The sequence below is a fragment of the Leptospira fletcheri genome, assembly GCF_004769195.1.
Taxonomy (GTDB): Bacteria; Spirochaetota; Leptospiria; order Leptospirales; family Leptospiraceae; genus Leptospira_B; species Leptospira_B fletcheri.
The window spans coordinates 161,923-176,866 of sequence record NZ_RQET01000004.1; the positions used below are offsets into that span (position 1 = coordinate 161,923).

General features: G+C 47.9%; 11 protein-coding genes. 4 read left to right on the top strand and 7 right to left on the bottom strand.

The window, feature by feature from the left end:
- The first annotated feature begins 143 nt into the window (after nucleotides 1–143).
- Nucleotides 144–1,721, top strand: a complete 1,578-nt coding sequence (locus EHO60_RS04110; RefSeq protein WP_135766904.1) for a flavin-containing monooxygenase — start codon at nucleotides 144–146, stop codon at nucleotides 1,719–1,721.
- Here the strand turns inward: EHO60_RS04110 and EHO60_RS04115 are convergent, their stop codons facing one another.
- The 7 genes from EHO60_RS04115 to EHO60_RS04145 form a co-directional block, all read right to left on the bottom strand.
- Nucleotides 1,722–2,504 (bottom strand): TlyA family RNA methyltransferase, encoded by a 783-nt coding sequence (locus EHO60_RS04115; protein ID WP_135766905.1) that lies wholly within the window; start codon nucleotides 2,502–2,504, stop codon nucleotides 1,722–1,724. It abuts the gene before it with no gap.
- Nucleotides 2,485–3,435: a polyprenyl synthetase family protein gene (locus tag EHO60_RS04120; protein ID WP_135766906.1), complete on the bottom strand. Its 951-nt coding sequence runs from the start codon at nucleotides 3,433–3,435 to the stop codon at nucleotides 2,485–2,487. Before EHO60_RS04120 ends, EHO60_RS04115 begins: the two co-directional genes overlap by 20 nt.
- 6 nt (nucleotides 3,436–3,441) lie before the next feature.
- Nucleotides 3,442–4,470 (bottom strand): synaptic vesicle VAT-1 family membrane protein, encoded by a 1,029-nt coding sequence (locus EHO60_RS04125; protein ID WP_135766907.1) that lies wholly within the window; start codon nucleotides 4,468–4,470, stop codon nucleotides 3,442–3,444.
- Between the two features lie 138 nt (nucleotides 4,471–4,608).
- The gene (locus EHO60_RS04130; RefSeq protein ID WP_135766908.1) at nucleotides 4,609–5,400 is read right to left on the bottom strand and encodes a dienelactone hydrolase family protein; all 792 of its coding nucleotides are present in this window, start codon (nucleotides 5,398–5,400) and stop codon (nucleotides 4,609–4,611) included.
- A gap of 138 nt (nucleotides 5,401–5,538) precedes the next feature.
- Complete coding sequence (locus EHO60_RS04135; protein ID WP_135766909.1) at nucleotides 5,539–6,771, bottom strand: hypothetical protein; 1,233 nt, start codon at nucleotides 6,769–6,771, stop codon at nucleotides 5,539–5,541.
- Between the two features lie 76 nt (nucleotides 6,772–6,847).
- Nucleotides 6,848–7,369: a GlcG/HbpS family heme-binding protein gene (locus EHO60_RS04140; protein WP_135766910.1), complete on the bottom strand. Its 522-nt coding sequence runs from the start codon at nucleotides 7,367–7,369 to the stop codon at nucleotides 6,848–6,850.
- A gap of 367 nt (nucleotides 7,370–7,736) precedes the next feature.
- Nucleotides 7,737–9,773, bottom strand: a complete 2,037-nt coding sequence (locus EHO60_RS04145; RefSeq protein WP_135766911.1) for a neutral/alkaline non-lysosomal ceramidase N-terminal domain-containing protein — start codon at nucleotides 9,771–9,773, stop codon at nucleotides 7,737–7,739.
- 703 nt (nucleotides 9,774–10,476) lie between these two features.
- On the opposite strand from EHO60_RS04145, the gene gcvT reads away from it, so the two are divergent.
- The 3 genes from gcvT to gcvP are packed head-to-tail and all read left to right on the top strand — an operon-like array spanning nucleotide 10,477 to nucleotide 14,895.
- A complete protein-coding gene (gcvT, locus tag EHO60_RS04150) occupies nucleotides 10,477–11,592 on the top strand; it encodes a glycine cleavage system aminomethyltransferase GcvT (RefSeq protein ID WP_135766912.1) in 1,116 nt (371 codons plus the stop codon).
- 15 nt (nucleotides 11,593–11,607) lie between these two features.
- Nucleotides 11,608–12,000, top strand: coding sequence for a glycine cleavage system protein GcvH (gene gcvH / locus EHO60_RS04155; protein WP_135766913.1), 393 nt, complete (start codon nucleotides 11,608–11,610; stop codon nucleotides 11,998–12,000).
- Nucleotides 12,001–12,009: 9 nt separating this feature from the next.
- On the top strand, nucleotides 12,010–14,895 hold the full coding sequence (gcvP, locus tag EHO60_RS04160; protein ID WP_135766914.1) for an aminomethyl-transferring glycine dehydrogenase: 2,886 nt from the start codon (nucleotides 12,010–12,012) through the stop codon (nucleotides 14,893–14,895).
- The last annotated feature ends 49 nt before the right edge of the window (nucleotides 14,896–14,944 follow it).

Sequence of the window (14,944 nt, forward strand, 5' to 3'; positions counted from 1 at the left end):
TCCCTATCGATTCCGAAATCGGGAGAATAAAGCCGGTCGCAATTTCTAAGATCGGACGATCTATTTTTTTCGATCCGTTATTCTATAATCTGCAACTCCGCCGGAACCCGTCGGAGGATCCGTTTATAGGAGAGAAAGAAAAGATGGTAGCTCAAACCTTGGAAAGACCGAGCCAAAGCCGAACCTCCCAATCCACAAAGATACTAGATGTAGTCATCATCGGTTCCGGATTTGCGGGACTCTGTATGGGAATCCGACTCAAACAAGCAGGCAACCATTCCTTCCTGATTTTGGAAAAAGGAAATGGAATCGGAGGAACCTGGAGAGATAACGATTATCCCGGAGCTGCATGCGACGTTCAGTCCCATTTGTACTCGTATTCCTTCGCTCCAAAATCGGATTGGTCCCGTTTATTCGGGCCTCAAAAGGAAATATTGAATTATATGAACGACTGCGCCGATAAATTCGGCCTTCGCCCTCATATCCTTCTGAACCAGGAAGTTGACGGAGCCTTCTTTGACGAAAGGACCGGAACCTGGGAAATCACCGTCGCCGACGGGGAAAAGTTTCGAGCCCGCGCTCTCGTAGGAGGAACCGGCGGTCTCAGTCGGCCTGCATTGCCCGATATCCCCGGAATCGAAGCCTTTCAAGGGGTGAAATTCCACTCCGCAAGATGGGATCACAGCTACGACTTGACCGGTAAGACCGTTGCGGTGATAGGGACCGGAGCCAGCGCCATTCAGATCGTTCCCGCGATCGCCCCTAAAGTGGGTCGATTGGAACTCTTTCAGAGAACGGCTCCCTGGATCCTTCCTAAACCGGACGCGGCTATCGGCGGAAATGTACGCGGGATTTTCCGTTTTTTACCTCCGCTGCGTTGGTTGTTTAGAAAAGCGATCTATTGGTTAAACGAATTGGGAGTCATCGCTTTTGCGATCAATCCGAAGCTGATGAAGATCTTCGAAAAATTCGCGAAGGGTTTCATTGTAAAAAGCGTTAACGACCCTGTGTTACAAACCAAGTTGACCCCGAACTACACGATCGGTTGCAAGAGAATCCTTTTGTCCAACGATTATTATCCGGCTTTGAACCGTGAGAACGTGCATCTCGTAACGGAAGGAATCCGAGAAATCAAAAAGGATTCGATCCTGACGAAGGACGGAAAAGAACACAAGGTGGACGCGATCATATTCGCGACCGGCTTTCAGGCCGCCGAGGCCGTCTCGCCTTTCGAAATCCGAGGCAAAAACGGCCAATTGTTAAGCGACGCATGGAAAGAAGCCGCCGAAGCTTACTTAGGAACCACCATCGCCGGGTTTCCGAACTTTTTCATGATCGTCGGACCGAACACGGGTTTGGGTCACAGTTCCATGATTCTAATGATCGAATCCCAAGCTCAATATACGCTGCAGTGCATTCGATCTCTGTTAAAGAAAGATATCAAGTATCTAGATGTGCGTAAAGAGGTTCAGGATAAGTACAATTCGGAAATCCAAGAAAGGCTCGGCAGGTCCGTTTGGTTGACAGGAGGTTGTGTAAGTTGGTACAATACCAGCTCGGGTAGAAACACCACCTTATGGCCGGGTTTTACGTTCGAATTCAAGGCAAAGACCTTCTTCCTAAGGCCGAGCGATTATGAATTCGTCCGGATGGACGGAAAAGAAGAAAAGATCAGCCTAGGTTCCCGCGTATCCATGGCACTAAACGCAGCCTTGGGTTGATCACAACATCCAATACACTAGAATCTCCCGATTACCGTCTCTCCCGGTAATCGGAGATTCCACAAGGCCGCGGACCTTCGCTTTCAGTTCCGAACGCAAAAAACGGGCAAAGGAGCGGATTGCTCGCCAACGGATCCGCGGATCCTTCAATACTCCCTTGAATAGTTCCGACTTGGAAACTTCGAACTGAGGTTTAAATAGACTGATGCCGGTCCAGGTCACCTCCGGATTTTCAGATTTTAATCTCTGAACAATGGGAAGCACGGAACGTAAGGAGATAAAACTCAAATCCATCGTTAAGAGAATCTCTCCGGGAAAAGAATCCGGTGAGCGGTTCTTCCAAAGTTCGGTCAGCAGATTCCAATCCGTATCACGTATGTGAAATCGATCCTGTACGGTTACGCGAGGATCGTTCGCGATTCGGGAGGCCATTTGTCCGTAACCGACATCGAAGGAAAAAACCGCAAAAGCCCCTTTTTCCAAAAGGACTTGAGTAAATCCGCCCGTCGAAGCTCCCCAATCTATACAAAGTTTGCCCTCCGCGGAAACTTCGAATTTCCGAAACGCCTCCAGGAGTTTATAGGCGCCTCTACTCACGTATTCGGGTATGGCTTCTCGAATTCTGATTTCGGCCGAATCCGAAACGGCAACGCCGACCTTATCCACCACTCGATCGTCCACTAAAACCGATCCGGAAAGAATTAAACTCCGGGCACGAGCGAGGTCCGAAGCCAGGCCCTTTTCCAGGACCAATCGGTCCAGTCTAGTTTTTCCTCGAGCCAAGGGATCCCGGTAATCTTCGAAAGAAATCGGTAAAACGGATCCCCGACTCGGGAGAAGAGAGAGAAGAATCCAAATTTTTTCCCAATTCTTCCAGTTCCCGCGCAAGTGAAGATACCATCTTCTTGCATTCGTCTAATCCGTATAGAAAGGGATATGTGATTTTTCCCGAGCGGGAATCCTTTCCCGGAGTTTTTCCCAAATCCTCTCGGGATCCTTCCACGTCCAAAATATCGTCGGTGATCTGAAACAATAAGCCCAGCTTAATTCCATAGTCCGAAAAAAGCGCCGCCCGGGATTGATGATCTGGCCGCAAGCGGTTCCCAAGAAGAAGAGAAGCTCGAATCAGGGCGCCGGTTTTCAAACGATGAGTCATCGCCAATAGCTCCTGCTTGGTTCCATGCAAAGAATCGGGATTTCTCTCCAACGCTAAATCCAATACCTGCCCGGAGACCATACCCGGTCCTCCTCCGCCTTGGTGCAGAATACGGACCAAATCCCGGTGTAAAAAAGGATCCGTTTCCTGGCCTTTGGCATGGGTCAACCACTCGAAGGCATACCCTTGCAATGCGTCTCCCGCTAGAATCGCCGTAGCTTCGGAATACTTTTTATGCAGCGTGGGATTTCCCCGACGAAAATCATCATCGTCCATACTAGGAAGGTCGTCGTGGATCAGACTATAAGTGTGCAAAAATTCCAAAGAGGAACCGACGGCAAGGGAATCCTTGGTCATCGAGCCGAACGCGGCGATTGCCAGAATCGGACGAAGTCGTTTGCCTCCGGCTTTTAAGCTGTATTCCATGGCTTCGGCGAGTTCGGACGCCGATTCTTTCTGGAATCGAGGAAAGACTTCCGTTTCTAAATAAGATTCGAAATCCTTCTTCGCTTCGGAAAGTAGGGCGATAAAGGAAGAATCTGCTCCGCCGGTTTCCAAAGCGTCCTACCTTTTTACACCCGAACTAACAACAATCTTACCGACGCTATTTCCCGTTTGAAAATATTTCACCGCGTCCTGCAGATCCACGAAGGGATATGTCGCTCCTATATGCGGTGCCGGCAGATTCATTTTTAATAGATTTCTAATATAGGAAGATATTTCCTCCACACGATCATACAACCAAATGAGGTTAAACCCTAGTACGCCCTTGTTCGCAGAAATCATTTCCATCGGATCTACCTTGGGCCTATTTAAATATCGCCATGCCAACGATAGCCAATTGACTTTATCGCCCTGACTCATAAAGGAAGCAGATCCGTAGACCACCAACCTTCCCATGGGAGCCAAGGCACGATAGCTATCCGCAAAGATCTTTCCCCCGATGCATTCCAAAACCAGATTCAATTCTCTTCCACCCAATGCGGTCTTTAGTTCCTGCGCAAACCTTCCGGAACGGATGATCCAAGCGTCGTATCCTTCTTTTTCCAGGAGAGAAATTTTGGAAGGGTTTCCGACCGTTCCTAACGTATAGGCGCCCATTCTCTTCGCGATTCGGTTCGCGTAAATTCCCACGCCGCCTGCGGCGCTATGGATCAGAACCGTCTGACCTTTCCGAAGGTTTCCCAAAGGAGCCAGAGCATAGTAGGCCGTCAACGCCTGGACCAAAAAACCGGCGCCTTCCTCATAGGACCATTTCGGAGGCAGTTTGTAAACATAGCGTTGGTCGATATTCAGATGATCCGCATAAGCCCCGAAGCGGGTCACACCCATCACTCGATCGTTTTTACGAAAATGTCTTACTTTTTTTCCTAGGGCTACGATCTTTCCCGAATATTCCAAACCTGGAATGAAGGAACCTTTCGGTGTCGCGCTATAGAGACCCTGGATGGCGAAAATATCCGCAAAATTCAAGCCGATAGCGTGAACCTGAACGGTGACTTCGAATTCTCCAGGTTCGGAGAGTTCCTCTTCCTTTCTTTCCAACGAATCCAGCGAGCCTTTCGTATCGACTCTGTAAACGGTGCGAATCATGGGGGCATTCTGTTTTGCATTTTGATATTCTTAAAGGAAAAAATCGGATCGGATCGATTTCTTTCTTTTACCGAAAACGCCCCGGAAAACAGGAGAAAATCCCTGCGATCCGGAGCTCGCCCTTTGGAGATGGAAACCTTATAGGGAAGGAAAGATTTCCTTCAAAAAATTCTTCAACTCTATCCAGGAGCGTAAGTCCGCCTTTTCGTTATAAGCGGCTCCTTTAGAATTGTCGTTTCCGGCTTCCTTGATCGTAAAAGAATGTACCGCTCCGCCGTAGGAAATGAATTGCCAATCAATCTTGGCCTTTCTCATCTCCTCTTGGAAAGCTGCAACCTCTTCGGGTTTTACGAAAGGATCATCCGCACCGTGTAAAGCCAAAACTTTTCCTCGAATGGCAACGGACTCTTCCGGTTTCGGAGTCGATAATCCACCGTGAAAACTGATCGTTCCTTTAAGTGGAGCTCCGCTCCTAGCGAGTTCCAAAGCCGCCGTACCTCCGAAGCAATAACCTAGAATTGCCAAGTTTTCCGGATCCACTTGTGGTCTGCTTTTGAGGGCGTCGAGTGCGGCTTGAGTCCTGTCTCGAAGCAGCTTCCGATCTCCGCCCTGCCGAAAACTTCCGGCGATTTTTGCCGCTTCTTCATTCGATTTAGGCCGGACCCCTTTACCGTAAATGTCTGCCGCGAAGGCAACATATCCTAGGGAAGCTAGCTGCTTAGCTCTTGCCTTGGTGTTTTCACCTAGCCCGAACCAATCATGTACCAATACGATTCCGGGAGCTTTCTTTTCCTTGCCTTCCGGATAAGCCAAGAAGCCTTCCAGAACGGTATCTCCTTGTTTGTATTCCACGATTTCGGTTTTTACCTTAGCGGAAATCGAAGACGCTGACAGGATCAACGCCGCAATGCCTGTTAGAACTTTTTTCATACGTGAGGACTTCCTCGGGATCTCTCCCTATTTCAGATAAAGGATAGACGATCTTACAAAAAAATTGTCAGCGAAAAATTGAAGTCTCCAAAAAATATTTAAGAAGGTTAACTAATCGCTGCGATGAGAAGTATAAGCTCAAAAATAGACGACCCGCAGATCGATGCCTCCATGAGTTACATGAACGGTTTTCGTCTCCGTTCCGCTCGCTCGAACAAAGGAAGACCAGGCGGCCTCCTCCGGACAAAGTAAAAATCCGGCAATTTCGGCAGGGAGTTTTCTCCATTCTTTTAGAACCTCCGCCAAACGCCGGTAGGGATCGAAAACGTTTTCTTGTCGGATCCTCAATCCATATGGAGGATTTAATGGCATCCAGATCTTGGCAGGTTTTCCTAAGGAGATCCAAATTTCGTGTGGAGAAAGGGAAAAAAAATCTTTTTCACTGGAGACCAAGGCAAGGGGTCGAAGATCGGACCTTTGCTTCTCCAAAAATTCCTGAAATCGGCCCCCTCTTTCTCGCAAATACGAAGCGGCATCCGCTTCTTTTTCGTTCCACCAAAGAATGGCGGTCTTATTGATCGCCATTTCCGAAATCTTTCGTTTTAAGAAGTCCCAAGTGGTCCTCGGGAATTCCTCTAAATCTTCGAAAACATAGGACCTATCATAGTGTGGAAATCCTATTCCGAAAATATGAAAAGCGGATTCCCAAAGGAAAGTACCCGAACCGGCAAACGGCACCAGAACCGCGTCAGGATCCGGAAGAATTTTCTTCAATTCGCTTAACAAAAAGCGAGCCATATCTTCCCGCACCGGGGCGGATTTAGAAAGAGGGGCAAAGCCGCCGTGTTTAAAGAGGGGGTCGCCTGCTAAACTTAAGGAAAGAATTAAATCCTCCCCTACGCAGAGAGCGTTCAGTTCCGTAAAATTACCCGTCGTGGAATCGCTTGGGGATTCTCCGTACGCTTCCTCCCAAAGGACTTGGAGATCCTCTCGGCTCGCAATAGCTCGACCTCGACTTTGTGGGTGAAATCGAATTTGCCAACCATCCGGAAGTAAAGAGGCCTTGCGCAAAGATTCCTGCAATCCCGAAAAGTTAAAATCTTCCGACAAATAAAACTTTCCTAGATTTATACGAAAATCGCGCACCCAAGGGAATCTCGCCAGAATTTCCAAGGCCTGGCGAAAATTCGCTTTTTCTAATATGAATTTTTCCGGAAAGACGTTCACTTTCGGAAAATTAGTTCTAGGTAAATACGGAGAAGAAATAGCCGACTCCAGTTCCATTTGCGTTTCCTTAGCGCTGCCGGGAGGCAGCAGAAACTCCCATCTCTGGAGCCTTCCTGGTTTCCATTTGGAAAAAACCCAATCCATATGGGAACTTTCCTTTCCCCCCGTAGAAGCAAAAGGAAAAAGTCGGTTACCGACTTTCCCAATCGAAAATGTTTTTCTATTGTTTTAAGGCGGCTGTCCCCGCTCTCGCAACTTGTCCGTCCTGAACGGATTGTGCGCCGGAAACGCCGATCGCTCCGATGATTTTCCCGTCCAGTAGGATCAATTCGCCTCCTTCCAGAGGGGCGATTCCCTGGATCGCAAGTAGTCTCAAACCGATTCCTCCCGCTGCGATCGCCTCTTCCAGACTTTTACTAGGTCGTTTAAAGTTATTGGCTGTGACCGCTTTCAATCTTGCGATTTCTATGGAACCGATCTGAGTACCATCCAATCTCTCGAACAATACCAAATTGCCGCCAGTATCCACGATCGCAATCGCCATAAGCCAGTTATTTTTTCTGGCTTCGGCCTGCGCGGCTGAAATCACCTTTCTAGCCTGCTCCAAATTAATGGGCGAACCGTACATCAACGGTTGCTGTGTCTGAGATTCCAACGAACTTATAATTCCGAAGAAAAGTAGGCCGGAAGACAGCAAAATCGCCGGAACTGCTTTCGAAACAAGATTCTCTTTTTTGGTCATAGTGTTCTCCTGTCGATGACTTCGATTATCGACAGGCGATAACAGTCATCGGTTTTGATTTGGGTGCCTTACCGTATTGATAAAGGAAACGGTAAAAAATGTGAGGTGGGAAGAAATTCATCCCGTGTGGAAGAATTTCCTAAAATGGACCCGAGCGAAAGTCTCCGTCGAGCTTTTTCATGATAGAGAGAGAATCGATAAGGTCAAATCAATTTTGTGAGGATTGAGGCCCCACCCTGCTCTGGGTGGGGGCCGGTGCGGTGGTACCCCCGAAGCGGCAACTCCAATGCGCATAACACAATTTCGCGAAAAAAGGAAATCTTTTTTTGCTTCGATCCTTGTTGGAACTCCTACAAGGAATCCGAAATTAAAATTCCGGAGAAAGGAAAACAGGCAATTTCTCGCGGGATTCGATCCGGAATCTATATTTTCTCCGACCGAGATGCTCCGGGTTATACCATCTAACTTCGTAAACGGCCATTCCCTCCCCCGCGCCTCCGACTTTTTTAACCTCTATGTCGGTTCCTTTGTCATCTGTCGCTTCACCCTCAGTATTAAGAGATTTCCAGTCTCCCGTTTCATCCTTGTATTCTATGGATACTAAAGATTCGTGTAAACTGATCTTGGAAGGACCGACATCCCGGTATCTGAAACTCCAATATTTCTCTTGGTTTTCCTCGGCCATTACCAATTCGGGATTTTCAACGATCTTTCTGGACCCGGAAAAGGATTCTTCCGAAGGATAATGGTTCTTTGCGTCGAGTTCATATTCCCAGGAAACGGGGAACGCCTCCTTACCGCCTACTGCGGGTAATTCTTTTGTAAGAGCGGCAACATGAGCCTGCAAAAAAGGTTGCGTGCCTGGTCCGTAAAGAGTATGACCTCCTTCATAATGCTGGCGAGTGTATTCTTCCGGAGTGGTAACGTATCCAAAATAGCCGTTAGCACAACTGATAATGGACGCATGTTTGATTTTAGAAACCCCGTTGTCGGCACGCAGCGCGGCTTCCACGAAACGTCTGCCCGATTCTTTAGTGACCTCGAAAGGCAGAGGAAGTATCAAGGTGTCCCCTACACGAATCGACTGAAAAAGAAGCTTATGTGGAAATTTAGATTTCGGCAATACGATCGGCTGAAGATATTTGAACCCGGCAATGCGCTTGTGTCCCTGACAGCCTTCCGTAAAAATCCATCTCGGCCAACCTTCCGCAAAGAAAGGCGCCCAGTTCAGAATAGGAGTTTTCCCGTCTTCCGCTCCTGCAGTCAAAGCAGTGCCTACGTATGGGCGATCGCAAACTTCCGAATCTCCGAATTTCGGAGATTCATAAAGATCCACTTCTTTCGAATGATAGGAAATCGTTACATCCGAATGCAAAGACGAACCTAGGGACTCGAAAAGTTCGACAGCCTTCCTTCCCAATACATCGCCGATTCGTTTAGATTCGATAAAACCCTGCATAGATTCGCGATAATCAGGGGAATTATCGCCATGGGTGGAATTGTTAAGCGCATGGATCGGCTCCCAACTAGGTTTGAATTCCTTACGGATTTTTCTTTCCAATATTCTTTCCGGATAAGCGAACACGTCGGCATTCACGACTTCCGTAGAATCGGAGACGGTAGTTCCGTGAACGGAGAACGTGCTGAAAGCGCCCAAGGGCTTATATTTGCCGTCCTTGTCCAGAGCATCGATTCGTATCATGACCAGCTCAGGATTAATCGCCTCATACTGGATTTCCGGTTTCAGCTCGGTAATTCCTGAATTTTTATTCGCCCGAAACGCATCCAAGGATCGGTTTCTTGTAAGTCCCCAGACGGAAGTTTTCCCGGACGCGATCTTTGCCGGTCTGGCCGTTTTGTAAGCTTCCTCCACTGCAGTGGTCAAACGATCCAAAACGAATTTCGTCCAAACTTTATCGAATCCGGGCTTGTTGGAGGCAAATTCGTTATAAAAATTATTATCATAGAAATTCGCGGGAGCAGAATGAGTGTGAGTTCCCGCAAACATGATTCCTCCGAAGGAAATATCGGTTTTGGCAGCCAGTCTTTCCGCCAAAAGATGATGAATCAGTAGGGAACCGGACAAAAGATCGCTCTGGATCAAAACGATAGGATTACTTGCATCTTTTTTAATATAAAAAACCCTAGCGAAAATCCGAGTGCGAAATCCCTGTTCCGTTTCGGCAAGCATAGAATATCCCGCCAGAGGCATTCCGGGAGGAGGCGTCAAGTCCACCTTAGAAGCGCCTGCAATCAGGCCTTTTGCCGCGGAATTTCCCACCGGTTTTTTGTAAGCGATCTTAAATTGCGCCGTACTTCCGCATGAAACCAGAAAGAAAATCGACTGGACCAGAACGACGATTGCTAAACCTATTTTTTTCTTATTATTTTGAACGATGTTCATTCCCCCTCCGGGAAACTTGTTTTTCAGTTGGAATCGAAACAGCCTTGCATACCCGATAGAGAAAGTTCTGCAAGGAATTTCGCTGGGAAAAAGGATAACAGGATGGCTTATAAAACAATTATATATAACTAAAAAGAATCGCTCTGCATTAACAAATTTGCCGATACGAATCAATTTAAGAAAAAATCATAGATAAAGAATAGAGCGAATGGCTACTGCAAATAGAATTTCTTACAATTCAGTCTCTTGGTCTCGCTTTAAAAACTAGATACCCGCGCGTTCGCATTAGATGACCCGCAATATTGTATTGGACTGTAGTAGAAGCTGGAGTAGTCTCATTCCCAGTTCTTGGATTTCCATTCGTTCCATCAGTGGTAGCGTTACCTGTCGTGGGGGAAGACATAAATTGTTGTACGCTCCCCGGAGGATTGAAAAAGCAAGTGATCCTCCAGCAGGAATCTATGCCCCTGAAACATATCCTGTTTTTCCTGCCCGATGACTCCGCCATTGTAATTTCCACCCGCAGTCTTTGTACGCTTCCAACAAAACTAAAGAAGACCTTACAACCGCCCAAATTCCGTCAGTCCGTAATGTACAAGAATCCGTTCACTCATCGCGAATCGGATTTTCGAAAGCGGCGATTTTTCTCCCAAAATTAGTTTTTCGCATCCGCAACTAGGTGAAATGATGGCATCAAACGCTTATGTCCCAATGGAAAACAACCCCGCTGCACGAAGAGCACCGAGTTCTCGGCGCCAAGATGATTCCTTTCGGAGGCTGGGATATGCCGGTCCAATATTCAGGAATCATTGCGGAACACCTTGCTACGAGAGAAGCCGCCGGCCTATTCGATGTTTCGCATATGGGCGAAATTTTTTTGGAAGGAGAACCGCAGGAACTCCTGCAATATCTGGAATCCGTCACCTGCAATTCGGTGTCGTCCCTTCAAAACGGACAAGTTCAGTACAATGCGGTCATCAACGAACAAGGCGGACTGGTCGACGACATTACTTTATACAAATTCGACGAACATAAATATATGATCTGTGCCAATGCATCGAATGTGGATGCGGTGTATGGATATTTATCCTCCAAGTTGACGACTCCCGGGATCAAATTGCAAAATCAGAGCGAAAAATGGCACCAAATCGCGATTCAAGGCCCGAAAGCGGACAAGATTTTATCTTCCTACTTAAAACGAGATCTTTCTTCGATCGGATATTATAAATTCCTCTTAACGTCCTTCCAGGGAGAAGAGATTATTTTGTCCAGAACTGGTTATACCGGAGAGGACGGTTTTGAGATTTACAGTTCAATCCCGATGGGTAAAAAACTTTGGAAGGAACTTCTGGAATGCGGGAGAGCGGAAGGTCTGATCCCGGTCGGGTTGGGTGCAAGAGACACATTACGCATAGAGGCGAAATATCCCTTATACGGTCACGAACTGAACGAGTCGCGTTCTCCGGTGCAATCCGGAATCGGTTGGATTGTTAAAGAAAAAGAGATTCGGTTCCCGGAATACGAATCGATCATCGAAGAGAAAAAGAAAGGGGCTCCTCGCAAGATTACCGCATTCGAACTAAAGGAAGCCGGAGTTCCTAGGGAGAATATGAAGGTATTCGATGAAGACGGAACGGAAATCGGAATCACCACTTCCGGGACCTTTTCGCCTTCGTTGAAAAAAGGATTAGGACTGGCGTGGATCGACTCGGATAAAATCCAGCACGGACACAAAATTCTGATCGAAATCCGAGGACAGAATAAACAGGCGGTAGTATATACCCAGCCTTTCGTTCCGGGAAGCATTCGGAAAAACTAATTTAAGGATAATTCAATGGCAATCACCAACCCACCACCAGGATACAAATTTACCGAAAAACACGAATGGGTAAAGGTGGAAGGAGATACGGCTCTTATCGGAATCTCGGACTATGCACAAGCGGCACTGGGAGATATCGTATATGTGGACCTTCCTAAACCGGGAAAAACGATCAAGCAATTCGACTCTTTCGGGACGATCGAATCCGTCAAGGCGGCGGAGGATCTGTACGCTCCGATCTCCGGAGAAGTCTCCCAAACGAATTCGGCACTCGCCACAAACCCGGCCCAGGTGAATTCGGATCCTTTCGGAGCCTGGATGATCCGTATCAATGGAATCAATCCGGCGGAGTTGGAAAAACTTCTGGCCCCGGAAGCATATAGAGAATATGTCAGCAAATTAGATTAGGAAAAAAGAATGAACGCAGCGACCTGGAACCAAACGGAAACATCGAAACAGGGAGATCGACTCGCTCCATTGGATACCTTTCTAAGAAGACATGTAGGCTCGGACCCGACGCAAATCAAGGAGATGCTATCCACTCTCGGACTCTCCAGCCTGGACGAACTGGTCGCTAAATCCGTTCCGGAAGGAATCCGATTGTCCGAAGAGCTCCGATTGCCGGAAGCCTTTTCCGAGCGCAAGACTTTGAACGAATTACGTAAGATCGCCTCTAAAAACAGGATTTTTCGTTCCTATATCGGCGCCGGTTACCAAGGAAGCGTTCTCCCCTACGTAATCCAAAGAAACATTTTGGAAAATCCGGGCTGGTATACCGCCTACACTCCTTATCAGGCGGAAATTTCTCAAGGTCGCCTGGAGGCTTTACTCAATTTTCAGACCATGATTATGGATCTGACCGGCTTGGAAATCGCAAACGCCTCCCTCTTAGACGAAGCGACTGCCGCTGCTGAGGCCGCTTTCCTTGCCTTCGGATTGCGAAAAAACGAAACTGCCAAATTGCTTTTCGTCTCGGAACTCTGCCATCCTCAAACCATAGACGTGGTTCGGACCCGTGCACTTCCGTTAGGAATCGAAGTGAAAGTAGGAAACCATTTGTCGGCGGAACTGAACGAAGATTACTTCGGAGTCATCGTACAATATCCAGGTACGGACGGAAGCATACACGATTACGAACGTTTCTTCGAACTCGCACATAATGTGGGCGCTCATACGATCTGCGCCGCGGACCTACTCTCCCTCTCTTTATTGAAACCGCCAGGAGAATTCGGTGCGGATGTCGCCGTCGGCACGAACCAAAGATTCGGGCTTCCCTTCGGATTCGGAGGTCCTCACGCGGGATACTTCGCTACCAAAGACGAATTCAAAAGAAATATGCCGGGACGATTGGTCGGAGTCTCTAAGGATAGCCAGGGAAATCCTGGGCTTCGCCTCTCCCTGCAGACCCGGGAACAGCACATACGAAGAGATAAGGCGACTTCCAATATCTGCACCGCCCAAGTCCTTTTAGCCGTTCTCTCCTCCATGTATGCCGTTTACCACGGACCTAAGGGTATCAAAGAAATCGCTCTACGGATCCATCGCTTAACGGAAGTACTTGCCAAGAACCTGAAAACCCAAGGATGGAAGATCTGCAATCCGACTTATTTCGATACATTGACGATCGAATGCGGTCCTAAAGCCGCCTCAGTTCTACTCTCTGCCAGGGAAAAAGGAATCAATCTGAGGGATTTCCAAAACGGAAAAATCGGGATCGCACTGGATGAAACGGTGGAAAGAAAAGATCTTGAGGATCTGCTTTCTGCGTTTGGCGTATCCGCTCCCGACCTGACTGCGACGGAGGAATCGATCCCGAACGAGTTTCTGCGGAAATCAGAATATCTGACTCACCCGATATTCCACTCGCATCATACTGAAACGAAAATGCTCCGGTATATTCGAAAATTGGAATCTAGAGACCTCTCCCTAACTACTTCCATGATTCCTCTCGGATCCTGTACGATGAAGCTGAATGCCACGGTGGAAATGCTCCCGGTGACATGGTCCGAATTCTCCGCTCTTCATCCGTTTGCGCCCGCAGATCAAACCGAAGGTTATAAAACGATATTCCGCCAATTGGAGTCCTGGCTCTCCCAAATCACCGGATTTCCGGGAATTTCTCTGCAACCGAACGCGGGTTCGCAGGGGGAGTATGCGGGACTTCTCGCGATTCGGAATTATCATATTTCGAGGGGCGAAGGGGAAAGAAATATTTGCCTCATCCCGATTTCTGCCCACGGTACCAATCCCGCTTCGGCCGCGATGGCAGGCTTTAAAGTGGTCGTGGTGGCCTGCGATTCCGAAGGAAATGTAGATATTCAAGATTTAAAAACCAAGGCCCAAGAACATTCCAAAGACTTGGCCGCGTTGATGGTCACGTACCCTTCTACGCATGGAGTGTACGAAGAGCCTATTAAGGAAATCTGTTCTATCGTTCATTCCCACGGAGGACAGGTCTATATGGACGGGGCAAATATGAACGCTCAAGTCGGAATCACGAGACCCGCCGACATCGGTGCGGACGTTTGCCACTTGAATCTTCATAAGACTTTTTGCATTCCCCACGGGGGCGGCGGACCAGGAGTGGGTCCGATCGGGGTTGCAGAACATCTTGTGCCCTTCTTGCCCGGCCATCCTTTGGTAGATAACGGAACGGGAAATTTCCACGGAGCGGTTTCTGCGGCGCCATGGGGAAGTGCGAGTATCGTCCTAATCTCTTGGGTCTACATCGCGCTTTTAGGAGCTAAAGGATTGGAGCAATCGACCAAGATGGCTCTCCTAAATGCGAATTACATCGCGAAGCGCCTGGAAAACCATTATCCGGTACTGTATAAAGGTAAAAACGGATTCGTGGCCCACGAATGCATCCTGGATCTTCGTCCGTTCAAAAAGACTTCCGGAATCGAAGTCGAAGACGCCGCCAAACGTCTGATGGACTTCGGATTCCACGCTCCTACCATGTCCTTTCCCGTACCGGGAACGTTCATGATAGAACCGACGGAATCGGAATCTAAGGAAGAATTGGATCGTTTTTGCGAAGCGATGATTACGATCCACGAAGAAATCAAGGAGATTGAAAACGGAAAATCCGATCCCAAAGACAATCCTTTGAAAAACTCTCCTCATACCGCGGCCATGGTAATTTCGGATCATTGGAAGCATCCTTACTCAAGGGAAAAAGCGGCCTATCCGGCAAGCTGGACCAGGGAACACAAATTTTGGCCCTATGTCGGAAGGATCGATAACGTTTACGGAGACAGAAATCTGGTATGCTCCTGCCTTCCTATGGAAAGTTACGAGTAAAATTGAAGATAAATTCGTTCTTCGCATAAACGAAGAGGAAGAGATCAAA

What these genes read in the sequence shown, in the direction of transcription:
- EHO60_RS04130 (WP_135766908.1), bottom strand. Translation starts at nt 5,400, where the DNA reads ATGAAAAAAGTTCTAACAGGCATTGCGGCGTTGATCCTGTCAGCGTCT.
- EHO60_RS04135 (WP_135766909.1), bottom strand. Translation starts at nt 6,771, where the DNA reads ATGGATTGGGTTTTTTCCAAATGGAAACCAGGAAGGCTCCAGAGATGG.
- gcvT (WP_135766912.1), top strand. Translation starts at nt 10,477, where the DNA reads ATGTCCCAATGGAAAACAACCCCGCTGCACGAAGAGCACCGAGTTCTC.
- gcvP (WP_135766914.1), top strand. Translation starts at nt 12,010, where the DNA reads ATGAACGCAGCGACCTGGAACCAAACGGAAACATCGAAACAGGGAGAT.
- EHO60_RS04140 (WP_135766910.1), bottom strand. Translation starts at nt 7,369, where the DNA reads ATGACCAAAAAAGAGAATCTTGTTTCGAAAGCAGTTCCGGCGATTTTG.
- EHO60_RS04145 (WP_135766911.1), bottom strand. Translation starts at nt 9,773, where the DNA reads ATGAACATCGTTCAAAATAATAAGAAAAAAATAGGTTTAGCAATCGTC.
- EHO60_RS04125 (WP_135766907.1), bottom strand. Translation starts at nt 4,470, where the DNA reads ATGATTCGCACCGTTTACAGAGTCGATACGAAAGGCTCGCTGGATTCG.
- EHO60_RS04110 (WP_135766904.1), top strand. Translation starts at nt 144, where the DNA reads ATGGTAGCTCAAACCTTGGAAAGACCGAGCCAAAGCCGAACCTCCCAA.
- gcvH (WP_135766913.1), top strand. Translation starts at nt 11,608, where the DNA reads ATGGCAATCACCAACCCACCACCAGGATACAAATTTACCGAAAAACAC.